Annotated in this window: 23 protein-coding genes; 17 read left to right on the top strand and 6 right to left on the bottom strand. The window is 63.1% G+C overall.

The window, feature by feature from the left end:
- Nucleotides 1–22: 22 nt before the first annotated feature.
- Both QKW60_RS05290 and QKW60_RS05285 read left to right on the top strand, forming a co-directional pair.
- On the top strand, nt 23–439 hold the full coding sequence (locus QKW60_RS05290) for a globin domain-containing protein (protein WP_282367043.1): 417 nt from the start codon (nt 23–25) through the stop codon (nt 437–439).
- A 64-nt stretch (nt 440–503) separates the two neighbouring features.
- Nucleotides 504–1,274, top strand: a complete 771-nt coding sequence (locus QKW60_RS05285) for an SDR family NAD(P)-dependent oxidoreductase (protein WP_282367041.1) — start codon at nt 504–506, stop codon at nt 1,272–1,274.
- Between the two features lie 90 nt (nt 1,275–1,364).
- Here QKW60_RS05285 and QKW60_RS05280 read toward each other — a convergent pair whose 3' ends face one another.
- From QKW60_RS05280 to QKW60_RS05260, 5 genes are all read right to left on the bottom strand, one after another.
- Complete coding sequence (locus QKW60_RS05280) at nt 1,365–1,919, bottom strand: P-loop nucleotide/nucleoside kinase family protein (protein ID WP_282367039.1); 555 nt, start codon at nt 1,917–1,919, stop codon at nt 1,365–1,367.
- Nucleotides 1,920–1,995: 76 nt separating this feature from the next.
- A complete protein-coding gene (gene eno / locus QKW60_RS05275) occupies nt 1,996–3,273 on the bottom strand; it encodes a phosphopyruvate hydratase (protein ID WP_282367037.1) in 1,278 nt (425 codons plus the stop codon).
- Nucleotides 3,274–3,347: 74 nt separating this feature from the next.
- Nucleotides 3,348–4,220, bottom strand: coding sequence for a DMT family transporter (locus QKW60_RS05270; protein WP_282367035.1), 873 nt, complete (start codon nt 4,218–4,220; stop codon nt 3,348–3,350).
- Nucleotides 4,221–4,224: 4 nt separating this feature from the next.
- Nucleotides 4,225–4,641 carry a Fur family transcriptional regulator gene (locus QKW60_RS05265; protein ID WP_282367033.1) on the bottom strand — a complete coding sequence of 139 codons (417 nt, stop codon included), beginning with the start codon at nt 4,639–4,641 and terminating at the stop codon, nt 4,225–4,227.
- Nucleotides 4,642–4,781: 140 nt separating this feature from the next.
- Nucleotides 4,782–6,506 (bottom strand): ATP-binding protein, encoded by a 1,725-nt coding sequence (locus tag QKW60_RS05260; protein WP_282367031.1) that lies wholly within the window; start codon nt 6,504–6,506, stop codon nt 4,782–4,784.
- A gap of 161 nt (nt 6,507–6,667) precedes the next feature.
- On the opposite strand from QKW60_RS05260, the gene QKW60_RS05255 reads away from it, so the two are divergent.
- The 14 genes from QKW60_RS05255 to QKW60_RS05190 all read left to right on the top strand — a co-directional run bounded on the left by QKW60_RS05255 (nt 6,668) and on the right by QKW60_RS05190 (nt 19,654).
- A complete protein-coding gene (locus QKW60_RS05255) occupies nt 6,668–6,949 on the top strand; it encodes a DUF4242 domain-containing protein (RefSeq protein ID WP_282367029.1) in 282 nt (93 codons plus the stop codon).
- A gap of 229 nt (nt 6,950–7,178) precedes the next feature.
- Entirely contained in the window at nt 7,179–9,464 is a 2,286-nt protein-coding gene (locus tag QKW60_RS05250; RefSeq protein ID WP_282367027.1) for a bifunctional salicylyl-CoA 5-hydroxylase/oxidoreductase, read from the top strand.
- Entirely contained in the window at nt 9,461–10,201 is a 741-nt protein-coding gene (locus tag QKW60_RS05245; RefSeq protein WP_282367025.1) for an SDR family NAD(P)-dependent oxidoreductase, read from the top strand. Before QKW60_RS05250 ends, QKW60_RS05245 begins: the two co-directional genes overlap by 4 nt.
- Nucleotides 10,198–10,632, top strand: coding sequence for a MarR family winged helix-turn-helix transcriptional regulator (locus QKW60_RS05240; protein ID WP_263740344.1), 435 nt, complete (start codon nt 10,198–10,200; stop codon nt 10,630–10,632). The genes QKW60_RS05245 and QKW60_RS05240 overlap by 4 nt, the downstream gene beginning before the upstream one ends.
- Nucleotides 10,629–11,441, top strand: a complete 813-nt coding sequence (locus tag QKW60_RS05235) for an enoyl-CoA hydratase family protein (protein WP_282367021.1) — start codon at nt 10,629–10,631, stop codon at nt 11,439–11,441. Before QKW60_RS05240 ends, QKW60_RS05235 begins: the two co-directional genes overlap by 4 nt.
- Before the next feature lie 57 nt (nt 11,442–11,498).
- The gene (locus QKW60_RS05230) at nt 11,499–12,632 is read left to right on the top strand and encodes an acyl-CoA dehydrogenase family protein (protein ID WP_282367020.1); all 1,134 of its coding nucleotides are present in this window, start codon (nt 11,499–11,501) and stop codon (nt 12,630–12,632) included.
- The gene (locus QKW60_RS05225) at nt 12,629–13,042 is read left to right on the top strand and encodes an acyl-CoA thioesterase (protein WP_282367019.1); all 414 of its coding nucleotides are present in this window, start codon (nt 12,629–12,631) and stop codon (nt 13,040–13,042) included. The genes QKW60_RS05230 and QKW60_RS05225 overlap by 4 nt, the downstream gene beginning before the upstream one ends.
- A complete protein-coding gene (locus QKW60_RS05220; protein ID WP_282367018.1) occupies nt 13,039–13,440 on the top strand; it encodes a RidA family protein in 402 nt (133 codons plus the stop codon). Before QKW60_RS05225 ends, QKW60_RS05220 begins: the two co-directional genes overlap by 4 nt.
- 12 nt (nt 13,441–13,452) lie before the next feature.
- On the top strand, nt 13,453–15,072 hold the full coding sequence (locus QKW60_RS05215; protein WP_282367017.1) for an AMP-binding protein: 1,620 nt from the start codon (nt 13,453–13,455) through the stop codon (nt 15,070–15,072).
- 65 nt (nt 15,073–15,137) lie between these two features.
- The gene (locus tag QKW60_RS05210; RefSeq protein ID WP_282367016.1) at nt 15,138–16,280 is read left to right on the top strand and encodes an ABC transporter substrate-binding protein; all 1,143 of its coding nucleotides are present in this window, start codon (nt 15,138–15,140) and stop codon (nt 16,278–16,280) included.
- A 51-nt stretch (nt 16,281–16,331) separates the two neighbouring features.
- Complete coding sequence (locus tag QKW60_RS05205; protein ID WP_282367015.1) at nt 16,332–17,246, top strand: branched-chain amino acid ABC transporter permease; 915 nt, start codon at nt 16,332–16,334, stop codon at nt 17,244–17,246.
- On the top strand, nt 17,243–18,226 hold the full coding sequence (locus tag QKW60_RS05200) for a branched-chain amino acid ABC transporter permease (protein WP_282367014.1): 984 nt from the start codon (nt 17,243–17,245) through the stop codon (nt 18,224–18,226). The genes QKW60_RS05205 and QKW60_RS05200 overlap by 4 nt, the downstream gene beginning before the upstream one ends.
- Entirely contained in the window at nt 18,219–18,968 is a 750-nt protein-coding gene (locus tag QKW60_RS05195) for an ABC transporter ATP-binding protein (RefSeq protein WP_282367013.1), read from the top strand. The genes QKW60_RS05200 and QKW60_RS05195 overlap by 8 nt, the downstream gene beginning before the upstream one ends.
- Nucleotides 18,965–19,654, top strand: a complete 690-nt coding sequence (locus tag QKW60_RS05190; protein WP_282367012.1) for an ABC transporter ATP-binding protein — start codon at nt 18,965–18,967, stop codon at nt 19,652–19,654. Before QKW60_RS05195 ends, QKW60_RS05190 begins: the two co-directional genes overlap by 4 nt.
- Nucleotides 19,655–19,664: 10 nt before the next feature.
- Here QKW60_RS05190 and QKW60_RS05185 read toward each other — a convergent pair whose 3' ends face one another.
- On the bottom strand, nt 19,665–20,651 hold the full coding sequence (locus tag QKW60_RS05185; RefSeq protein WP_282367010.1) for a calcium/sodium antiporter: 987 nt from the start codon (nt 20,649–20,651) through the stop codon (nt 19,665–19,667).
- Between the two features lie 186 nt (nt 20,652–20,837).
- Between QKW60_RS05185 and QKW60_RS05180 the strand changes: the two genes are divergently transcribed.
- Nucleotides 20,838–22,370 (top strand): trimethylamine methyltransferase family protein, encoded by a 1,533-nt coding sequence (locus tag QKW60_RS05180; protein WP_282367009.1) that lies wholly within the window; start codon nt 20,838–20,840, stop codon nt 22,368–22,370.
- The last annotated feature ends 41 nt before the right edge of the window (nt 22,371–22,411 follow it).

The following is a 22,411-nucleotide window of genomic DNA, read 5'->3' as shown; positions in this document are numbered from 1 at the left end:
ATAACAACAAAGGACGAGCCCGATGCCCATCTCAGCGCGCCAGTCCGCCATGATCCGCGAAAGCTTTGCCCTATTGCGCGAGCGGTTGGAACCGGCATCCATCTATTTCTACGAAGCGCTCTTTGCCCGGGACCCGTCGCTCAGGACAATGTTCCGCGACGATTTGGCCGGACAGGGCATGAAGTTCATGACAACGCTCGGCATGGTGATCGATAATATCGAAAATCCCGATAAACTGGGTGACCGGTTCGAGGAGCTTGGCAAGGGTCATGCCCTGATGGGGGTGAAGGCGGCGCATTTTGCACCGATGGGTGAAGCGCTGATCGACACGTTGCGCAACGAACTGGGCGAAGCATTCACTGCTGAACTGGAGGAAACCTGGCGCGAAGCCTATGCCGAGCTTTCCGCTCGCGTGATCCGCCGTGGAAATATCAGCTGATCTGAATGCATTGCATTTTTCAAAGGCCGGACTAGCCTCGCGTCGAACATGACGGGGGACAATTATGGCAGGTGTGGCAGGGCGTGTGGCGCTGATAACCGGCGCCGGGAGTGCCGAGGGAATTGGCTTTGCCTGCGCGCGCGTTTTGAAAGCAGCGGGTGCAAAGGTCGCGATAAGCTCAACGACCGACAGGATATTCCATCGGCTGGATGAACTTGGGCCGGACAACAGTTTCGCCGCGACCGCCGATCTGAGTGCGACCGCTGAGGCTGAGCGGCTCGTCCGAGACACTGAGGCCGCGCTCGGGCCGATCGACATCCTCATCAACAACGCGGGCATGGTGCAGGTCGGCGTGGATGTTGCAGGGCAGCGACTTGCCGAAATATCCGACGCCGACTGGGCTTACGGTATCGACATCAACCTGAACTCGGCCTTCCGCCTGACGCGGGCGGTGTTGCCGGGTATGTGTGCCCGGCGCTATGGGCGGATCGTGCAGATGTCGTCAGTCACCGGGCCGCTGGTTGGGATCACGACCAGCTCGACCTATGCCGCAGCCAAGGCGGGGCTGCTAGGTATGACTCGGGCACTGGCGCTTGATGTCGGCCCCAAGGGTGTGACGGTGAACTGTGTCGGGCCGGGATGGATCGAGACCGGGTCGTCGAGCGAGGACGAGATCATCGCAGGCCGTTACACGCCCGTTGGTCGCCCAGGAAGGCCGGAGGAAGTCGCTCATGCGGTTCTGTTCCTCGCCGCCGAAGAGGCGAGCTATGTCACGGGACAACTGATTGTCGTCGATGGCGGCAACACGGTTCAGGAGCATAAGGTCGCGCTGTAAAGGTTGCCTGTAACAGATCCCTTGTGACGATTGCCTTTGACAGGTCTTGTTTAAATTGGGGTTGGCCGAGAGGCGGTACAGCAACAGTATTCAGGACGCACAGAGAATTCTTTGGATGCGGGTGGTGAGGTCAGCCAGATCGGCAGGGGCAATAACCTCGTCAGCAGAGATCGACAGGACTCGACCCGGATCGAGAGGGTAACCAACGTTTAGCGCTTCCATTTGCCGGCAGATGGCTGCCCGATCTTTCAGATGGTCAAGGTGGCCCGGATGCCTCTGCCTGTCCAGAAACCGCCGGGCGGCCCGTTCGGGGGGGCAGTCGCAGTAGACTTCGATCACCCGGCCAAACGTCGTCTCCAGCCAGACGGTCGGTGTGCCGGTGTCCGTTGGACCCAGTCGGGGGCGCCAGTGCGAGACGAGGATCACGCAGTCAGGCTTTGCCGCCGCCTCGCAGAACGCGGTATCGGCTTGCCGACTCAGCGACTGGCGCTGGTCGGATGTCGTGACGGTATGCCGTTTGAAGAGGGCTTCAAGGAAGTCATCCTTGTCGAGCACCGGCCATCCAAGCGCCCGCCCCAGTGCCCGGGCTAAAGTGGTCTTACCGCTGGCCGGAAGACCCGTGATGATAATGGCGGTTCGTGTCACAGTTCGGGGTTCCTTTGCGAAAGCAAAACGCCCCGGCACGGGGACCGGGGCGTTTTGTTTGTTGCTTGCATCGGTGTCAGCCGCGCAGAATGGACGTCCCGGCATATTCCGCCGTCTCACCCAGCATTTCCTCGATGCGGATCAGCTGGTTGTATTTCGCCAGCCGGTCAGAGCGGGCGAGCGAGCCGGTCTTGATCTGACCGCAATTGGTGGCGACGGCGAGGTCGGCGATGGTCGCGTCCTCGGTCTCGCCCGAACGGTGCGACATGACATTGGTGTAGCGCGCGCGGTGCGCCATATCGACGGCTTGCAAGGTCTCGGTCAGGGTGCCGATCTGGTTGACCTTCACGAGCATGGAGTTGGCGCAGCCCTTGGCGATGCCTTCGGCCAGACGCGCTGGATTGGTCACGAAGAGGTCGTCGCCCACGAGCTGGCATTTGCTGCCCAGAACATCCGTCAGGTGTTTCCAACCCGCCCAGTCATCCTCGGCGCAGCCGTCTTCAATGGAGATGATCGGGTAATCCTTCACCAGCGCGGCGAGGTAGTCGACGTTCTCTTCGGAAGACAGGGTTTTCCCCTCACCGGAAAGCACATATTTGCCGTTCTTGAAGTACTCCGTCGAGGCGCAGTCGAGGGCCAGATAGATGTCCTCGCCCGGCTTGTAGCCCGCCTTCTCGATGGACTTCAGGATGAAATCCAGCGCATCGCGGGTTGACGACAGGTTCGGCGCGAAGCCGCCCTCATCGCCGATGCCGGTCGACAGGCCCGCTGCTGAAAGTTCCTTCTTCAGCGTGTGAAAGACCTCGGACCCCATCTGCACCGCGCCCCGAATATCGGGGGCGGCCACCGGCATGATCATGAATTCCTGTATGTCGATCGGGTTGTCAGCATGTTCGCCGCCATTGATGATGTTCATCATCGGCACCGGCAGAATGCGGGCCGAGGTGCCGCCGACATAGCGGAAAAGCGGCTGGGTGGTGAAGTCGGCGGCGGCCTTGGCTACGGCGAGCGAGACGCCGAGGATCGCATTTGCGCCTAGGCGCGACTTGTTCGGCGTGCCGTCAAGTTCGATCATCAGCCGGTCGATGGCGACCTGTTCGGTCGCGTCCTCGCCCAGAAGGTTCTCGGCAATCTCGCCGTTGACCGAGGCGACGGCTTCCAGAACGCCCTTGCCCATGTAGCGCGACTTGTCGCCGTCGCGCATTTCCACCGCCTCATGCGCACCCGTCGAGGCACCCGAAGGCACCGCGGCGCGGCCCATCGTGCCGTCTTCCAGCGTCACGTCGACTTCAACCGTGGGATTGCCCCGGCTGTCGAGAATCTCGCGGGCATGGATGTCAATGATGGTGCTCATGGCAAAGCGGTCCTTTTGGCGGAAACGAGTTTTGATGAGGTCTTTACGCCGTCCTTTGCCCAAGGGAAAGCCCTTCAGGCGGGTCGGGCGGCAATGGCGCGGCGTTCGCGCAGATAGGTGTAGAAGGCGGCGGCGACGATCAGGGTCGCACCGGCAAGTGTCATCGTATCGGGCCGCTCGGCAAAGACGACGACACCGATGATCAGTGAAAAGACCAACCGCGAATAGCGGAAGGGCATCAGCGCCGAGGCATCCGCCATCCGCATCGCCGCGACGATGGCGTAGTAGCCGGTCGTGCCGCAGAGGATCGCGGCGCCCATCCGCGCCCAGACGACGGGTTCGGGCGTTACGGGGGCGGGGCCGAAGAGAAGCAGCACAGAGCCGGAAATGACAAGCGCGAAGAAGCCGTGGAACGACACTGCGATAGACGGGACATGAGCGGGAATGCGCCGGGTGACGAGGTCGCGGAGCGCGATGGCGACGACGGTGACCAGCACGATCGCGGCCTCGGGTCGGAAGCCTTCAAGCCCGGGCCGCAGGATCATCAGGACGCCGATGAAACCCGCCGCGATGGCGCTCCAGCGCCGCCAGCCGACTGCCTCACCGAAGATCAGCGCGGCCCCCGCCGTGACCGCAAGCGGCGTTGCCTGAAAGACGGCCGCGACGGTCGAGAGCGGGATGAGCGACAGGGCGGTGATGAACGACACCGCGCCCACGGCCTCACCGGCCGTGCGCAAGGCGACCTGTGGCACGAACAAGGCCCGGGCGATGCCGGGCCAGGCCGATGGGCCGGCAATGGCGGCGAAGACGAATACGCCACCAAGGCCGAGCGTCAGCATCACCTGCCCGATCGGCAGCGATCCCGTCAGCGCCTTGATGAACGCATCCTCGACCGAAAATGCGGCCATGGAAAAGAGGATAAGGAAGATGCCGCGGAGATTGTGCAAGGGATCAGCCGTCGTGCTTTTCGGGAACGCCGAAAAGCTCCAGCCGGTGCCCCTTCAGCCGGTAGCCGAGCCGTTTTGCGATCTTTTCCTGCAGCGCCTCGATTTCGGGGTCGACGAACTCGATCACTTCGCCCGTGGTCAGGTCGATGAGGTGGTCGTGATGCGCGCGCTCGGCATCTTCGTAGCGCGCGCGCCCGTCGCCGAATTCAAGCTTGTCGAGAATGCCGGATTCGTCAAAGAGCTTCAGCGTCCGGTAAACGGTCGCCAGCGATATCTTCGGATCGATCGCGCAGGCGCGGGCATAGAGCACTTCGGCATCGGGGTGGTCGTCGGACTCCTCAAGAACCTGCGCGATGACCCGGCGCTGTTCGGTCATCCTGAGGCCCTTGGCCTCGCAGCGTTCGATGATGGTCTGGGTCATTTCTCTTTGTCCGGCAGCGCTTATGCGCGGTTTACGGGAATTCTGCCGGAGCGGAAAGCCGGAAATAGGAATGTGGCCGGTCGCCCTCGCATCAGTGCTACATGGTCCGTTGCCGTCCTTGCGGAATTTTCCACGCCTGTCTAATCGATGTCAGTCACCGTTGGCGCGCCGGATTTCATAGCCGCGGCGGCAAGTTCCAGATGCGCGTCCGCATGGGTTTTCGCAGCGATCGACAGAAGGTCGCGTGCGACATCGGCCGCGTCTCTGTGCCGGCCGGCGTTCTGAAGCAGGTCGACGTGGCTTGACAGGATTGCGACCAGAAGCCCGGCATAGAGATCGGTGACCGAACAGCAGCGTTCTCTTGCATATCGCATCCACTTGTCAGCTTGATCGAGCCCGCTGGTATCGATGTGCACCAACCCGAGCGCCCGGGCGGTGGCGGCCTGCCAGCATGGATCGCCAAGCTGGTTGGACAGAGCCAGCGCCTCCTCGAGGTCGCCCTGCACCGCGTTTCCGGGTTCGTGCAGCATGAGCCGGGTCTCGGCCAGCAGCGCAACCGGCCAGGGACGGAACGCAAGCCACCGCGTATCGTCGCAAAGTGAAAGGCAATTCGTCAACCAGTCGCGGGCGACCTGGGGCCTGCCCGCACAAATATTGCCCCATGCGCCTATTCCCAAAGACCAAATCTCCCGGCGCCGGTTGCCAGCGCTGCGGGCGAATTCGAGCGACTGCTCGAAGTGCAACAAGCCGAGTTCAACCTGGCCCCAGTCGACCAGATTGAACCCCGTGAACGCGTGGACTCTCGCCTGGCTTTCGGCGTCGTCGTCGATAAAGGTCATCGCCTCGCCGAGATAGGCGGCGGCTGAGGGGCGCCGACCGGCCATCGTCTCGATATATCCCATCTCGCAAAGCGCGTTCGCCGCGATTTTCGAAGATCCGATTCGTGCGGCGATGTCGGCGGCCCGCCGCAGCACGATTGCCCCTTCGTCGTCAAAGCCACGAACGGCGTGAACCAGTGCGGAACCAAGTTCCTGAAGGGCGCTTGCGGCCAGATGTTCGTCCCCCAGCGCCTCGGCATCTGCAGCAGCGCGCCGCAGGCAGTCGAGCCCGGCATCCACCGCTCCGGCGGAAACCGCGGCCACGCCGGATTTGATTAGCGAATCCACGACCGCGCCTTTGGGAACGCCCTCCGGTGCATCTGCGATTGTCTTTCGTGCGGCGGCCCGGAGTGCATTCGACGGCCTTTCACCAGTTTCCCGCAAAAACTCCTTTTCGGTCGCGTCCACGTGGGCGACAGCCGAAGCGATGCTGCCGGAGGCGGCCAGGCATTTGACCAGAATGATATGTGCGGATTCATCCAGGGGGCGGCATTTCACCGCTTGCATCGCTAGATCAAGAGCGCGGTCAATATCGCCGACGGACAGCGACTTTATGGAATCGCGACGCAAGCGTTCGTAAATCTTGCCCGCAATGTGTTCGCGCTCGATCATCAGCCAAGTCGAGAATTCGGCGCTTGCCACGGGTTCCACACCCTCCAGAAAACTCCCGCAATCTGGCGCATCGCAGCCGGCGTCGCTCAGGTTCCAGACATCGACACTCGTCCCCTCGGGTAAATTGAGTTGAATCGGATCACCCTGAAGAGTCTCTGCGCCCGTCGCCCGCCTGAGGGACGCGAGACACCAGCGCAACGCGCCCAGCGGGTCCTCTGTGTTGGGGAAGACATCAGAGGCAAGCTCGCGGCGGCTGAGCGGGCGCTTGGCTTGCAGCAAACGGGCGAGAACGGCCCACGACTGCTGACCGGGTACCGGGCGGGGTTTCCCGTCTGGTCCTACGATCTTCGGCTTGCCGACAAGACAGATCTTCACACAGCAAACTCCGTCAGCGGGCGTCGCGTTGAACGGTAACACAGCTTCCGTGTGAAAAACCGTGTGAATGTCGCCAGTGAATTTCTCGATGGCTCACACGTGAACATCAATCCTGGCCCACTACCGTCAGGGTCCTGTGATAAATTGGAAAGGACATCAGCATGACCATGTATCTCGTCGAAAGGAATATCCCCGGCGCCGACACGTTGACCCGTGCCGAACTGAAGGACATCTCGGCCAAGTCGAACGGTGTGGTGGCGGGGCTCGGAGTGCCCTATGTCTGGCACCGGACTTACGCGGCCGGTGACAAACTCTATTGCATTCACGAGGCGGACAGCGCCGAGGCAATTTACCGTCATGCCGAAAATGGTGGCTTTCCGGCCGACCTCGTCGTCGAGATCAAGAACATCTTTGGGCCCGAGACGGCCAAGGAGGCCGTCTAGTCACAATGTCAGCCGGGGGCCGCCATCTGGTCGGCCACCGGCGGTGACCAGCACATGACGTGTCGCTACAATCCGCTTCGTCCCACCATCGCACCATGACCGCATTTCCGTTTCAGCCACACAAGGTCGCGCATTCCGTAGGGCCGCTGGTCATTTTAATGCTGAAATTTTAAACTTGAAATAAATGTGGCCGAGTGCAAATCTTTCCTTGGATGTCAGGGAGAGTGGAATGAAGGTCCTGTGTCTCGGAGGTGGCCCGGCTGGGCTCTACTTCGCGATCTCGATGAAGCTGCGGCACCCGGCGCATCAGGTCACCGTCCTCGAACGCAATCGCGCCAACGACACCTTCGGCTGGGGTGTTGTCCTGTCGGATGACGCGCTGGAGCGGATGGAGGGCAATGATCCGAAATCGACCGAGGCGATCCGCAGTCATTTCGCCTATTGGGACGATATCGCCGTTGTCCACGACGGTCATCGCACGGTGTCCGGTGGGCACGGATTTGCCGGGATCGGTCGCAGGCAGATGCTGATCATCCTGCAGGAGCGAGCCCGCGAACTGGGCGTAGATCTGCGGTTTGAAACGGAGTTCGAGAGTGCCGAGGCCTATCGCAAGGACTACGATATTGTCGTTGCCTGCGACGGGATCAATTCCCGCGTCCGCACGGAATATGAACGGGTTTTTCGCCCCGATATCGACATTCGCCGCTGCAAGTTCGTCTGGCTCGGCACGCATCAGAAGTTCGACGACGCCTTCACCTTCATCTTTGAAAAGACCGAACATGGCTGGGTCTGGGCGCATATCTACCAATTCGACGATAATACCGCGACGTTCATCGTCGAATGCCTGCCCGAGACCTGGGATCGCTGGGGCTTTGAGGCGATGACGAAGGAAGAGACGGTAGAGACCTGCCGTAGGATCTTCGAACGTCATCTTGGCGGCCATGCGCTCATGTCGAACGCGGCCCATCTGCGCGGATCGGCGGTCTGGATGCAGTTCCCGCGCGTGATCTGCGAACGCTGGTACAACGGCAATGTCGTGCTGATGGGCGATGCGGCGGCGACGGGGCATTTCTCCATCGGGTCGGGCTCGCGCCTCGCCTTCGACAGCGCCATCGCGCTGGCCGATTACCTGCATTCGGAGCCGACGATGGAAGCGGCGTTCGAACGCTATCAGGAGGAGCGGCGGTTGGAGGTTTTGCGCCTGCAATCGGCGGCGCGCAACTCTCTAGAATGGTTCGAGGAGGTCGAGCGTTACCTCGACATGCCGCCCTTGCAATTTGCCTATTCGCTGCTGACCCGGTCCCAGCGGATCAGCCATGAAAACCTGCGCCTGCGCGATCCGGGCTGGCTGCGGCAGGCGGAGGATTGGTTTCAGGCTGAGGCAGGCGGAGCGCCCGGCCGCGCGCCCATGTTCGCGCCCTATCGCCTGCGGGGCATGGAGTTGCAGAACCGCGTCGTCGTCTCGCCCATGGCGCAGTACCGCGCCGTCGATGGCTGTCCGACCGACTGGCATCTGGTGCATTACGGCGAACGTGCCAAGGGCGGTGCAGGGCTGGTCTATACCGAAATGACCTGCGTCAGCGCCGAGGGCCGCATCACCCCGGGTTGCCCCGGCCTTTATGCGCCTCAACATGAGGCGGCATGGGAGCGGATCGTCGATTTCGTCCATGCCGAAAGCGGCGCGAAAATGTGCTGCCAGATCGGCCATTCCGGCCGAAAGGGCTCCACTCAGGTGGGTTGGGAGGAGGGCGATGCGCCGCTGAAGGAGGGTAACTGGCCGGTCATGTCGGCCTCTGCCATCCCGTGGTCGGCAGCCAATCAGGTGCCGGTGGAGATGACGCGCCGGGATATGGACCGGGTGCGGGATGAATTCGCCGCTGCCGCCCGGATGGCCAACCGGGCGGGCTTCGACATGATCGAACTGCACGCGGCGCACGGCTACCTTATCTCTTCGTTCATCTCTCCCATGTCCAATAAGCGCGGTGACGAGTATGGCGGCGGTCTTGAGAACAGGATGCGCTTTCCGCTCGAGGTGTTTGCCGCCCTTCGCGCCAACTGGCCCGACGACAAGCCCATGTCGGTCCGTATCTCCGCCAGTGACTGGGTCGGCGATGCCGGCGTTACACCCGAAGAGGCGGTGGAGATTGCACAGGCCTTTCACACCGCGGGCGCCGACATCATTGACGTCTCCGCCGGCCAGACCTCGACCGACGCCCAGCCGGTCTATGGCCGCATGTTCCAAACCCCGTTTTCCGACCGCATCCGTAATAAGGCGGGCATCGCCACGATGGCGGTCGGCAATATCTATGAACCGGACCATGTCAATTCGATCCTGATGGCGGGGCGGGCCGACCTCGTCTGCCTCGCCCGGCCGCATCTGGCCGATCCCTATTGGACGCTGCACGCCGCCGTGGCGCTTGGCGACAGGGGAACGGACTGGCCGCTGCCCTATCTGCCGGGCCGCGATCAGGCCTACAGGCTTGCCGAACGCGCGCAGGAGGCGATACGGGCATGAGCATGACCGGAAAGCGGGTTCTGATCACCGGTGGAGGCACCGGGGCTGGGGCTGACCTCGCTCGCGGCTTTGCAGAGGCTGGAGCCGAAGTGGTTATCTCGGGCCGTAGGCGGGAACCGCTGGAGCACGTTGCCACGGAACTCGCAAATGTCCGCTGCGTGACAGCCGATGTCACCGACGAAGCCTCCGTCGCCGCAATGTTTGATGCTGCCGGACCCTGCGACATCGTGATCGCCAATGCGGGGGCGGCAGATTCCGCGCCGTTCCGTAAGACGACGTTCGACCAGTGGAACGCGATGATCGCAGTCAACCTGACGGGCGTGTTTCTGACGCTCCGGGCCGGGCTTTTGCAGATGACAGGTTGGGGGCGGTTGATTTCGGTCGCCTCGACTGCGGGGCTGAAGGGGTATGCCAAGATTGCTCCCTATGCGGCGGCCAAGCATGGCGTCATCGGGCTGACGCGCTCACTCGCGCTCGAGGTCGCGCGCAGCGAGGTGACCGTCAATTCGATCTGCCCGGGATTCCTCGATACGCCGATGACAGAGCAGACCATTGCGGTAATCCGCGAAAAGACCGGCCGAACCGAGAAAGAGGCGCGGACGGCGCTGGAAGGGATGAACCCGCAGGGTCGGCTGATCCAGCCCGCCGAGGTGACCGCCGCCGCGCTGTGGCTTTGCGGTCCGGGATCGGAGGGCGTGAACGGTCAGGCCATCGCAATCTCCGGGGGCGAGACATGAGCGATCTGTCGAAGCGTCGGCTCAAGGCATGGATCAGGCTTCTCGGTGTGACCCGCGCGGCGGAGAACCATCTGCGTGAATACCTTCGGGTGAATCACGCCACGACCCTGCCACGCTTTGACGTAATGGCCGCGCTTTACCGGCGGCGCGAAGGGGTCACGATGTCTGAACTCAGCCGCATGCTGCTGGTTTCGAACGGCAATGCGACCGCTGTGGTGGACCGGCTGGAGGGTGAGGGGCTGGTGCGCCGCACGCCGTCCGAAGCCGACCGGCGCACGGTGCATGTAGCACTGACACCCACAGGTGCGACACAGTTCGAAGGTCTGGCGGCGGACCACGAGGCCGAGGTCGATACGCTGTTTGCCGCACTCGATGAAAACGACCTCGACACATTGGCCGATATCATGAAACGCGCGAGGGGGCAGGCATGACCGAACTTGCCGGGCTCAGGCCCGCCCATTTTCTCTGGAGCGTGACGGACCGGGTCGCGACGATCCGGCTGAACCGGCCGGAGCGGAAGAATCCGCTGACCTTCGAGAGCTATGCCGAGCTGCGCGATACGTTCCGGGCTTTGGCCCATGCGACGGATGTCGATGTGGTCGTGCTGGCATCGAATGGCGGCAATTTCTGTTCGGGCGGGGATGTGCATGACATCATTGGCCCTCTGGTCGGAATGGACATGAAGGACCGGCTTGCTTTCACCCGGATGACCGGCGATCTGGTCAAGGCGATGCTGCATTGTGGCAAGCCGGTCATCGCGGCGGTGGACGGTATCTGTGTCGGTGCCGGGGCGATCCTTGCCATGGCCGCGGATCTGCGGTTGGCGACGCCTTCGGCGAAATGCGCATTCCTCTTCACCCAAGTCGGCCTGGCGGGCTGCGATATGGGCGCCTGCGCGATGCTGCCGCGCATTATTGGACAGGGGCGGGCGGCAGAGCTTCTCTATACCGGCCGGGCGATGACGGCCGCGGAGGGAGAGCGTTGGGGTTTCTGGAACACTCTTCACGCGGCCGACGCGCTGGAGGAAGAAGCCATGCGGCTCGCGCGGTCGCTGGCGGACGGGCCGGTCTTTGCCCATAGCGTGACCAAGACGCAGCTTCTTCAGGAATGGGAAATGGGGCTGGACGAGGCCATCGAGGCCGAGGCGCAGGCACAGGCGATCTGCATGGCGACGCGGGATTTCGAGCGGGCCTACCGGGCCTTTGTCGGGAAGAAGAAACCCGAGTTTCAGGGGGATTGAGGGGAGGACCGGGGGCCAGCCCCCGGACCCCCGGAGTATTTTGGGACAGAAAGTGAGATGAGCGACACGAGCTATCTTGACTGGCCATTTTTTGAGCCCTTCCATCGTGAACTGTCGGTGGGGCTGGAGGACTGGTGTGCGGCGCATCTGCCGGTGGATCACTCCGATGTGGATGGGGCCTGCCGCGCGCTGGTCGGCGCGCTGGGTGCAGGAGGCTGGCTGAACCACACTGGCGCGGGTGAGGGCGAACGGCTGGACATAAGAACGCTCTGCCTGATCCGCGAGACTTTGGCGCGGCATGAGGGGTTGGCCGATTTTGCCTTTGCAATGCAGGGGCTGGGCATGGGGGCGGTGAGCCTTTTCGGGACGGCGGAGCAGCGGGGCTGGCTAGAGCGAACGCGGGCCGGCAAGGCCATCGCAGGGTTCATGCTGACCGAACCGGGTGCGGGATCGGATGTGGCGGCGACGACGACTGTGGCGGAGCGGGTTTCCGGTGGCTGGCGTTTGTCAGGCGAGAAGACCTATATCTCCAATGGTGGAATTGCCGATGTCTATGTCGTAATTGCCCGTTCAGGCGAGGCTCAGGGCGCGAAGGGACTTTCCGCTTTTCTGATGCCAGCGGATGCGCCGGGCCTGTCGGTGGTGGATCGCATCCAAGTCATGGCGCCGCACCCCTTGGCACATCTCAGAATGGATCGGGTTGTCCTGCCCGAAGCCGCACTGATCGGTAAGGCGGGTGAGGGGTTCAAGATCGCCATGACGGTTCTTGACCATTTCCGCCCGACGGTCGGGGCGGCGGCTTTGGGCTTTGCCCGCCGGGCGCTTGACGAGGCCTTGGCCCGCGCCGGACGGGCGCGGCCTTCCGGCATCCTCGCCGATTACCAGATGGTGCAGGGGCATCTGGCCGACATGGCGCTGAAGATCGATGCGGCCGCGCTGCTCGTCTACCGCGCCGCCTGGGCCAAGGATATGGGTGCTTCAAGGATCAGCCGCGAGGCGGCGATGGCCAAGCTCTATGCCACCGAGGCGGCGCAGGAGGTCATTGATATGGCGGTGCAGCTGCACGGCGGCGACGGTGTCAGGACCGGCATGGCGGTCGAAAGCCTTTACCGCGAAATCAGGGCGCTGCGCATTTATGAAGGCGCCAGCGATGTGCAACGGCTGGTTATCGCGCGGAGCCTGCTGACATGAGCTATCGCCGCGATTTCACCGTCCAGTTCGGGCAATGCGACCCTGCCGGGATCGTCTTTTACCCGCGCTATTTCGAGATGCTGAATGCGATGGTCGAGGCGTTCTTTGCCGAAGCTTTGGGCTATTCCTTTGCACGTATCCATATCGAGGAAGGCTGCGGGGTGCCGACGGCGCATCTGGATGTCGACTTCCACGCGCCCTCGCGTCTGGGTGAGGTGCTGACATTCACGCTGACGGTTCGCCGGATCGGCGGATCGAGCGCGACATTTGAAACCCTTGTCACCTGTGGCGCAGAAAAGCGGCTGACCGTCCGGCAGGTCATCGTCTGGACAGGGCCGGGCCTGAAACCTGCGCGGTGGCCCAAGTCGCTGGCCGACGCGCTGGCGGCACATCTGGAGGAGGCGCCATGAGCCCGCACGAGATTCTGCATCCGGCGCATTGGAAGCCAGCGAAGGGCTATGCCAATGGCGTCGCCGCCACGGGCCGGATGATCTTTACCGGCGGGCTTATCGGCTGGAACGCGGATTGCGCCTTTGAGACTGACGACTTCGCAGGACAGGTGGCGCAGGCTTTGAAGAACGTTGTTGCTGTGCTGGCCGAAGGGGGCGCGGGACCGGAGCATCTGGTGCGGCTGACCTGGTATGTCACAGAGAAGCGCGACTATCTGGCCAGCCTGCCCGAGATCGGCGCGGCCTATCGTGAGATCATCGGTCGGCACTACCCGGCGATGGCCCTGGTGCAGGTCGTGGCCCTGGTCGAGGACCGCGCCAGGGTGGAGATCGAGGCAACGGCCGTCGTGCCGGAGTGAGGGGAGGAGAGAATGCTGGGACCAAGCGCCCATACCGACAGCTTCGCCCGTGACAACCTGCCACCGGCGGATCAGTGGCCCGAGATGCGGCTGGAGGGGTTCGATTATCCCGACCATCTGAACGCCGCTGTCGAACTGACCGATGCGATGGTTGCGAAAGGCTTTGGCGACCACACCGCGCTCATCGGCAATGGCCGCATCCGCACCTACAAGGAACTTACCGACTGGTCGAACCGTATTGCCCATGTTTTGGTTGAGGATCACGGGATAAAGCCAGGAAATCGCGTTCTTATCCGCTCTGCCAATAACCCTGCGATGGTGGCCTGTTGGCTGGCCGCGACCAAGGCGGGTGCGGTTGTGGTCAACACGATGCCCATGCTGCGTGCGGGCGAATTGGCGAAGATTGTCGACAAGGCTGAGGTGGCGCTCGCTCTTTGCGATACGCGCCTGATGGATGAGATGGTGGCCTGCGCCAAGGGGTCACGTTTCCTCAGGAAGGTGATCGGATTTGACGGCACCGCCAACCATGACGCCGAATTGGATCGTGCAGCCCTAGGCAAGCCGGTGCGGTTTGAGGCGGTGCAGACCGGGCGGGACGATGTGGCGCTTCTGGGCTTCACATCGGGCACGACGGGGGAGCCGAAGGCCACGATGCATTTTCACCGCGACTTGATGATCATTGCGGATGGATACGCCAGAGAAGTGCTGAAAGTCGTGCCGGAGGATGTGTTTGTCGGCTCTCCGCCCTTGGCCTTCACCTTCGGGCTTGGAGGGCTGGCCGTCTTTCCCCTGCGCTTCGGCGCGGCGGCGGCGCTGTTGGAACAGGCGACGCCGCCCAACCTGATCTCCATCATCCAGCAGTACAAAGCGACGGTTTGTTTTACGGCGCCAACGGCTTATCGGGTGATGCTGAAGGCAATGGAGGAGGGAGCGGACCTCTCCAGCTTGCGCGCAGCCGTCAGTGCGGGCGAGACGCTGCCTGCGCCGGTCTATGATGAATGGATCGCAAAGACCGGCAAGCCGATGCTCGACGGGATCGGCGCGACCGAGATGCTGCATATTTTCCTGACCAACCGTTTCGACGATCATCGCCCCGCCTCAACCGGCAAGCCGGTCGCGGGATACGAGGCGCGGGTGGTTGATGAGAATGGTGACGAATGCCCGCGCGGAACGCCCGGCCGGCTGGCGGTGAAGGGGCCGACCGGGTGTCGTTACCTCGCCGATGACCGACAGAGGAACTACGTCCGGAACGGCTGGAACATCACGGGCGATACATTCGTGCAGACCGAGGACGGTTATTTCCACTTCGCAGCGCGCAACGACGACATGATCGTGTCGTCAGGCTACAACATCGCGGGACCCGAGGTGGAGGCGGCGCTGCTGGCCCATGACGATGTCCTGGAATGCGCGGTGATCGGTGCTGCTGACGAGGCGCGGGGCCAGATTGTCGAAGCGCATGTGGTTCTGGTCGAGGGCGTTCGGCCGGACGAGGCAACGGTTCTGCGCTTGCAGGAGCACGTCAAGCAGACCATCGCGCCCTACAAATATCCGCGCCGCATCGTCTTTACCGGCGCGCTGCCGAAGACCGCGACCGGCAAGATCCAGAGGTTCCGGCTTAGGGAAAAACACTGAAGGGGCTGGACGTGGCCCGCTAAACGCGCAGAAATGCGGCAAAAGATGAAAACAGGGAGAAAATGATGACACTGAAGGGAAAACTGATCGCGGGGCTTGCCACTTTGGCATTGACGGCTGGCATGGCCCATGCCGAGGGCGTCAAGGTCGGCATGATCACCACGCTTTCCGGCGGCGGCGCGGGTCTTGGCATCGACGTGCGCGACGGGTTCCAGCTGGCGCTGAAAATGGCCGGGACGAGTGATGTGGAACTGATCGTCGAGGATGATCAGCAGAAGCCCGATATCGCGGTGCAGATCGCCGACAAGATGATCCAGTCCGATCAGGTCGATGTGCTGACTGGTATCATCTGGTCGAACCTCGCGATGGCCGTTGTCCCCGCCGCTGTGGCGCAGGGAAAGTTCTACCTCTCGCCCAATGCCGGGCCGTCCGCCTTGGCGGGTGCAGGCTGCGACAAGAACTATTTCAACGTCGCATGGCAGAACGACAACCTGCATGAAGCCGCCGGAGCTTACGCGAATTCAGCGGGTTATGCGAATTCCTTCATGCTTGCGCCAAACTATCCGGCGGGCACCGACGCGATCGCGGGCTACAAGCGGTTCTATGAAGGTGCCGCCGCGGGTGAGGTCTATACCCAGCTTGGCCAGACCGATTATGCCGCCGAGATCGCGCAGATCCGCAACTCGGGCGCGGATTCGGTCTTCTTCTTCCTGCCCGGCGGCATGGGCATCGCCTTCATGAAGCAATATGCCGAATCCGGGGTCGATATCCCGCTTGTCGGCCCGGCCTTCTCGTTTGACCAGAACATCCTTCAGGCGGTTGGCGACGCGGCACTTGGCGTCAAGAACACGTCGCAATGGAACAAGGATATCGACAATCCGGCCAACGCCGCCTTTGTCGAGGCTTATCAGGCGGAATATGGCCGTCTGCCCTCGCTCTATTCCAGCCAGGGCTATGACACCGCGAACCTGCTTCTGTCGGCTATTGCCAAGGCCGATGTGAAGGATGCCGATGCGTTCCGTGCGGCACTGGAGGCGGCCGATTTTGCCTCTGTGCGCGGCGATTTCGCTTTCGGGCCGAACCATCACCCGATCCAGGACATCTATGTCCGCGAGGTGGTGAAAGAGGGCGAAGTCTATACCAACAAGATCATCGGGACCGCCCTTGAGGATCGCGGCGACGCCTACGCCGCTGATTGCAAGATGTGACGGGTTCGGGCCGGGGGCTGACCCCGGCCCGCCTTTCGGGGATTTCCTGACATGCTGCTTCTGGCCGAGCAGGTCCTGAACGGCCTGCAATACGGGATGATGCTGTTTCTCATGGCCGCCGGGCTGACCCTGGTCTTCGGCGTCATGGGGCTGATCAACCTTGCCCATGGTTCGCTTTACATGGTGGGCGCCTTTGCCTGTGCGGCGGTGGCGGCGGCCACGGGGTCGTTCTGGCTGGGCCTTGCGGCGAGCCTTGCGGCTGCAGCGGCTTTGGGAGCGATGGTGGAGATCGTGGTGATCCGACGTCTCTATTCCCGCGATCATCTCGATCAGGTTCTGGCGACCTTCGCACTGATCCTTGTCTTTTCCGAAGGCACGCGCTGGCTTTTCGGGTCGTTTCCCCTTTACCTCTCCCTGCCTCCGGTCCTGTCCGGCGCCATGACGCTGCCCGGGGGGCTGGTCTATCCGGCTTTCCGGCTCGCGATCATTTTCATCGGGGCAATGGTCGCGGTTGGCCTCTTCTGGCTGATCGGCCGGACGCGTCTCGGCATCCGCATCCGGGCGGGCGAGGCAGATCGTGAGATGATCGCCGCCCTCGGCGTCGATATCGCGAAGCTTTATACGATGGTCTTTGCCCTTGGTGCTGCACTGGCAGGGCTGGCCGGGGCGCTGGTCGGCTCGGTCCAATCCGTGCAGGTCGGGATGGGGGAACCTGTTCTCATCCTCGCCTTCGTGGTGATCGTCATTGGCGGCATTGGCTCGATCAGGGGGGCACTCATTGGTGCGCTTCTCGTCGGCATGACCGATACGCTGGGCAAGGCATTGCTGCCGGGGCTGTTCGCCCGCTTCATGGAGGCATCGGCCGCGACATCGGTAGGGTCGGCTTTGGCCTCGATGCTGATCTACGTGCTGATGGCGCTGGTGCTGATCTGGCGGCCCACGGGTCTTTACGGGGCGCGGGCATGAGGCTGACCGGTGCCGTTCCCAACTTTCTGGTTTTTGCCGCGCTGATTGCCGTTGCGGTGATCGCCGACCTGACGGGCAACCCCTACATCGTCACGCTCGCCACCAAGGTTGCGATCTTCGGCCTTGCGGGCGTTGGGCTGAACTTGGCGCTCGGCTATGGCGGCCTCGTGTCTTTCGGCCATGCCGCTTTCTTCGGGCTAGGCGGCTATGTCGCCGCAATCCTGGCAAGCCACGCGGCCAGCGGCGCCCCTGTGGTGACCTTTCCCTTTACCATGATGGGCACGAACGAGATGCTGGCGATCTGGCCTTTCGCCATTCTTGTCGCTGGCTTCGCGGCTTTGGTCATTGGTGCGCTTTCCCTGCGCACGACCGGCGTATACTTCATCATGGTCACGCTGGCCTTCGCGCAGATGCTCTATTACTTCGCCATTTCGTGGCCGACTTATGGCGGCGAGGACGGGCTTTCCTTCTATGTAAGGAACACCTTTTCCGGCGCGAACACCTTTGCGCCTCTGCAGTTCTTCGGCATCTGCGCCGCAGTCCTCGGCATCACGATGATCCTCGTGGCGCTTCTCACGCAGTCCCGCTTTGGTCTCGCGCTGCGCGCGGCGAAGGAGAACGAAACGCGGGTGATCGCCTCGGGCATCAAGCCCTTCGCCATCCGCCTGACCGCCTTCGTCCTGTCCGGCATGGTCGCGGGTCTGGCCGGTGCGCTCTTCGCCGATCTCAACCGGTTTGTCAGCCCGGCCATGCTCAGCTGGCACATGTCGGGCGAGATCATGATCTTCGTTATCCTCGGCGGTGTCGGGCGGCTGGCCGGACCGGTTGCCGGGGCTGCCGTTTTCATCGCGCTCGAATACCTGCTTGGTCCTGTCAGCGATCACTGGCAGGCGCTCTTGGGCCTTATGCTGATCCTCATTGTCCTCTTTGCACCCAAGGGGCTGATGGGGCTGGCACTGGGAAGGCGCGGCCATGTCTGAGCCGATCCTGGTCCTCAGCCACCTGTCGAAAAGCTTCGGTGCGCTGCAGGCGACTGACGATGTATCGCTGGACCTGCGCCCCGGGGAAATTCACGCGCTGATCGGTCCGAACGGGGCCGGTAAATCGACACTGATCAAGCAGATCGCGGGGGAGATCCGGCCCGACAGCGGCAGCGTGACGTTTGAGGGTCAGGCGATTGACGATCTCGGTCCCGCCGATCGCGCCCGGCTCGGTCTGGCGCGCAGCTTTCAGGTCTCCTCCGTGGTCCCCGGCTTCACCGTCCTGCAAAACGTGATGCTGGCCGTGCAGGGGGCCTCGGGTGCGTCGTTCCGCTTTTTCCGACCGGCGCTTTCCGATCGCAACCTCACCGCCCCGGCGCTGTTCCATATCCAGCAGTCCGGGCTTGAAGGACGCGCGGCGGTGAAGGCCGCCGACCTGGCCCATGGCGAACGGCGGCGACTGGAGATCGCCATGGCGCTCGCCATGCGTCCCCGCGCGTTCCTTCTCGATGAACCGATGGCGGGGATGGGCACCGAAGGGGCGCGAGACCTGACGGCTATCCTCGAGGAGCTGAAGGTCGAGGCGCCGATCCTGCTTGTCGAACACGACATGGACGCGGTCTTTGCGCTGGCCGACCGGATCTCGGTTCTGGTCTATGGCCGCGTTATTGCCACGGGAACGGTGGACGAGATCCGTGCCAATCCCGAGGTGCGTCGGTCCTATCTGGGGGAAGAGGCATGACCGCGCTTCTTGACCTGAGGGATGTCACGGCGGGCTACGGTGCCGTGCAGGCGCTCTTTGGCGTTACGCTGTCGCTCGACGAAGGTCAGGTTCTGGCGTTGATGGGCCGGAACGGCATGGGCAAGACGACCACGGTTCGGGTGATCATGCGGATGCTGCCCTTGACCGGCGGAACGCTTTCCTTCGCGGGCCGCGATATCGCGCGGCTACCCTCGCACCGCGCCGCGCAAGCCGGGCTGGGTCTGGTGCCCGAGGGGCGCCGCTGTTTCGCGCCGCTTACGGTGGCGGAAAACCTTTCCGTTGCCGCCCGGCCGGGCGATTGGACGCTTCCGCGCGTTCTTGAGCTTTTTCCGCGTCTGGGGGAGCGGATGGGGCAGGCGGCGCGGACGCTGTCGGGGGGCGAACAGCAGATGCTGGCCATCGGCCGCGCGCTGCTGACCAATCCGCGCCTTCTGATCCTCGACGAGGCGACCGAGGGATTGGCCCCCGTGGTGCGCGCGGAAATCTGGACGGCGATCCGGGCCCTGAAGGGGCAGGGGGTTTCGATCCTCGTCATCGACAAGTCGCTGAAGGAACTCGGCAGTGTCGCCGACCGGGCGGTGATCCTCGAACGCGGGCAGGCAGTGTGGCAGGGGCCAATGTCCGGGCTGGGTGAGGACGTGGTGAACCGGCATCTCGGTGTCTGACGGGCCAAGATCAGGCCGGCCAAATCCACCACAGATAGACCCCGTACCCCGCCAGCAGCGCGGCCCCCTCGCGCCGAGTGATACTGAGGCCGGTAAAGGCGAAGCCGATCAGAATGCAGGAAACACCCAGCATCACCGGATTGTCGAACGCGACGATCTGGGAGGGGACCTCGGTCGGGGCGATCAGCGCCGTGATCCCCCCAATGCCCAGAAGGTTATAGATGTTCGACCCAACGATGTTGCCAAAGGCCACATCAGACTGGCGGCGGATCGCCGCGACGACCGAAGTGACCAGTTCCGGCATCGAGGTACCTACGGCGACGATTGTCAGGCCGATAACGGTCTCGGAGATCGCCATGGACCGTGCCAGCGCGACAGCCCCGTCGACGAGCAGTCCACCGCCCAGCACGACAAGCACGAGCCCGCCGAGAGCCGTCGCGACCGACGGCCAGAGCCCGGGTCCGTCCGGTCCATCCGGGACGACCGCCGGGTCAATGGCTTCGAGCGCCGCTGCCTTTTCATAGGCAGCACCGTGTTCCCTTCCCGTCGTGTTTCGTTCCATTCGGAACGAAGCGTAGATGTAAAGCGCCAGTGCGATCACGAATGCAAATCCGACGACGCGGGACATGGAAACGCTTGCCGCGAGCGCGACGAATGCGACCGCAGCCAGTATCATGACACCGCCGTCTCGTTTCAGTGCAGCCGAGCCGACCGAAATCGGGGCCAGAAGCGCGGCCAAACCACCAATAAGCAGAACGTTGGCGATGTTTGAACCGACGATGTTGCCGTAGGCGATCCCGGGGGCATCGGCCAGTGCCGCGCGCACGGAGGTCACCAGTTCTGGTGTGGAGGTGCCGAACCCGACGAGGGTCAGGCCGATTACCAGCGGCGACACGCCCAGCCGTTCGGCGACGCGCACGGCGCCACGGACCAGAAACTCGCCACCAACGACAAGAAGAACGAGACCGCTGAGTAGCGGCACCCAAATCGTGAGCATGATGTCCCTGTTGTTTCGTTGAACCCGACCGGCCTGAAATGCTGATGCGGTACCAGTATCCGCAAGGGGGTGGAAAAAATAAAATCTGTGCCCCGGTTCTTTGTCCAGAATGCGGGTGTTTGCATGTCGCAATCGGACGAGATTGCGTGGCGGCATGCTGAAAGGCTCGCTGCGAAAGGAGTTCCGATGGACAAGACATCCCGCCGCAAGGGCCGCGCTGTACGACGCGGCGATCCACCCGTTCGCAACGTGGACTACCAGCGTCTGCGGCATCCATTCACGGCGCAGAAAGTGCTGTCAGAGGACGCCGTCGCCGCCATTCACGACATGGCGCTGCGGCTGCTTGAGGACCTCGGCCTTCGCGTTCTTCTGCCCGAGGCCCGCGCGATCTATGCATCCGGCGGGGCGATCGTCGATGAGGGGACCGAGATGGTCCGCATTGGCCGCGACATGGTGGCGGCATCGCTCGCCACTGCGCCGAAGTCGATCCGGATGCGCGCGCCGAACCCCGAACGTGAACTGGTCTACGAGGAAGGGGCGTTGATCTTCTCGCCCGCGGGCGGTTGTCCCAACGCGACCGACCGAATCCGCGGTCGGCGTCCCGGCAATCTGGCGACGTTCGAAGAGACGCTGAAGTTGCACCAGAGCTTTGACGTGATCCACAAGCTGGGCCCCTCGGCCGAACCGCAGGATGTGCCCGCGCATCTTCGGCACTACGCGATGATGCGGGGCCAGCTCACGCTCTCGGACAAGCCGCTTTTCGTCTATGCGCGGGGGCGGGGGCAGATCGAGGACAGCTTCGAGATGATCCGCCTTGCGATGGGGCTGTCAGAGGACGATTTCACCGATGGAGCATGGGCGACGACGGTGATCAATACCAACTCGCCGCGTCAGCTCGACAAACCGATGGCCGAGGGGATCATCGACTTCGCCCGCGCCGGGCAATTGTCGATCATCACGCCGTTCTGCCTTGCCGGGGCCATGGCGCCGGTGACGGTCGAAGGGGCGCTGGTGCTGCAACATGCGGAATGTCTCGCCGGGATCACGCTGGCGCAGCTTGTAAAGTCCGGCGCACCGGTCAGCTATGGCGGGTTTTCGTCCAACGTCGACATGAAATCTGGCGCCCCGGCCTTCGGCACGCCGACCCATATCCGGCTGGCCATCGGCACCGGGCAACTTGCCCGTCACGTCGGAATGCCGTGGCGCTCGGCGGCCGGGTCAGCCTCCAACGTGGCCGACATGCAGGCGGCCGGGGAAAACCATATGGGCCTCTGGGCCAACCTTGCGGCCAATGCGACGCTGACGGTGCATTCCGCTGGTTGGCTGGAGGGCGGGCTGACCTTCGGATACGAGAAGTTCATCAATGATATCGAGGCGTTGCAGATCATCGCCGAGCTTTGCACCCCGCTTGCCTCCGCGCCGGACGATCTCGGCTGGCAGGCGTTGGCCGATGTTCAACCCGGCGGGCATTTCTTCGCGACAAGTCATACGATGGACCGCTTCTCCACCGCATTCTATGCGCCGCTGGTTGCGGATCTGTCAAACCATGGCAGCTGGGCGGCGGCGGGCGAACGGACATCGACCGAACGCGCGACGGCGATCTGGCAAAACGTGCTGGCAGAGTTCGAACCGCCCGACGGGGCCATCGGCCGGGGCCATCGTATCGCGCGCTTCATCGCCGACCGCAGCGCCACCGGTGGGGCGCCGCCGCCTGACTGATCCGGATTGCCGACGCCATTGACACAATCGTCAGAACGATT

It is taken from the genome of Albidovulum aestuarii (assembly GCF_029961185.1).
Taxonomy (GTDB): domain Bacteria; phylum Pseudomonadota; class Alphaproteobacteria; order Rhodobacterales; family Rhodobacteraceae; genus Albidovulum; species Albidovulum aestuarii.
This window is presented reverse-complemented; position numbering and strand designations above follow the sequence as displayed.

Excerpts from the sequence above, each read along its gene's own strand:
- QKW60_RS05290 (WP_282367043.1), top strand. The coding sequence starts at position 23 with ATGCCCATCTCAGCGCGCCAGTCCGCCATGATCCGCGAAAGCTTTGCC.
- QKW60_RS05285 (WP_282367041.1), top strand. The coding sequence starts at position 504 with ATGGCAGGTGTGGCAGGGCGTGTGGCGCTGATAACCGGCGCCGGGAGT.
- eno (WP_282367037.1), bottom strand. The coding sequence starts at position 3,273 with ATGAGCACCATCATTGACATCCATGCCCGCGAGATTCTCGACAGCCGG.
- QKW60_RS05265 (WP_282367033.1), bottom strand. The coding sequence starts at position 4,641 with ATGACCCAGACCATCATCGAACGCTGCGAGGCCAAGGGCCTCAGGATG.
- QKW60_RS05255 (WP_282367029.1), top strand. The coding sequence starts at position 6,668 with ATGACCATGTATCTCGTCGAAAGGAATATCCCCGGCGCCGACACGTTG.
- QKW60_RS05250 (WP_282367027.1), top strand. The coding sequence starts at position 7,179 with ATGAAGGTCCTGTGTCTCGGAGGTGGCCCGGCTGGGCTCTACTTCGCG.
- QKW60_RS05245 (WP_282367025.1), top strand. The coding sequence starts at position 9,461 with ATGAGCATGACCGGAAAGCGGGTTCTGATCACCGGTGGAGGCACCGGG.
- QKW60_RS05240 (WP_263740344.1), top strand. The coding sequence starts at position 10,198 with ATGAGCGATCTGTCGAAGCGTCGGCTCAAGGCATGGATCAGGCTTCTC.
- QKW60_RS05235 (WP_282367021.1), top strand. The coding sequence starts at position 10,629 with ATGACCGAACTTGCCGGGCTCAGGCCCGCCCATTTTCTCTGGAGCGTG.
- QKW60_RS05230 (WP_282367020.1), top strand. The coding sequence starts at position 11,499 with ATGAGCGACACGAGCTATCTTGACTGGCCATTTTTTGAGCCCTTCCAT.
- QKW60_RS05225 (WP_282367019.1), top strand. The coding sequence starts at position 12,629 with ATGAGCTATCGCCGCGATTTCACCGTCCAGTTCGGGCAATGCGACCCT.
- QKW60_RS05220 (WP_282367018.1), top strand. The coding sequence starts at position 13,039 with ATGAGCCCGCACGAGATTCTGCATCCGGCGCATTGGAAGCCAGCGAAG.
- QKW60_RS05215 (WP_282367017.1), top strand. The coding sequence starts at position 13,453 with ATGCTGGGACCAAGCGCCCATACCGACAGCTTCGCCCGTGACAACCTG.
- QKW60_RS05210 (WP_282367016.1), top strand. The coding sequence starts at position 15,138 with ATGACACTGAAGGGAAAACTGATCGCGGGGCTTGCCACTTTGGCATTG.
- QKW60_RS05205 (WP_282367015.1), top strand. The coding sequence starts at position 16,332 with ATGCTGCTTCTGGCCGAGCAGGTCCTGAACGGCCTGCAATACGGGATG.
- QKW60_RS05200 (WP_282367014.1), top strand. The coding sequence starts at position 17,243 with ATGAGGCTGACCGGTGCCGTTCCCAACTTTCTGGTTTTTGCCGCGCTG.
- QKW60_RS05195 (WP_282367013.1), top strand. The coding sequence starts at position 18,219 with ATGTCTGAGCCGATCCTGGTCCTCAGCCACCTGTCGAAAAGCTTCGGT.
- QKW60_RS05190 (WP_282367012.1), top strand. The coding sequence starts at position 18,965 with ATGACCGCGCTTCTTGACCTGAGGGATGTCACGGCGGGCTACGGTGCC.
- QKW60_RS05185 (WP_282367010.1), bottom strand. The coding sequence starts at position 20,651 with ATGCTCACGATTTGGGTGCCGCTACTCAGCGGTCTCGTTCTTCTTGTC.
- QKW60_RS05180 (WP_282367009.1), top strand. The coding sequence starts at position 20,838 with ATGGACAAGACATCCCGCCGCAAGGGCCGCGCTGTACGACGCGGCGAT.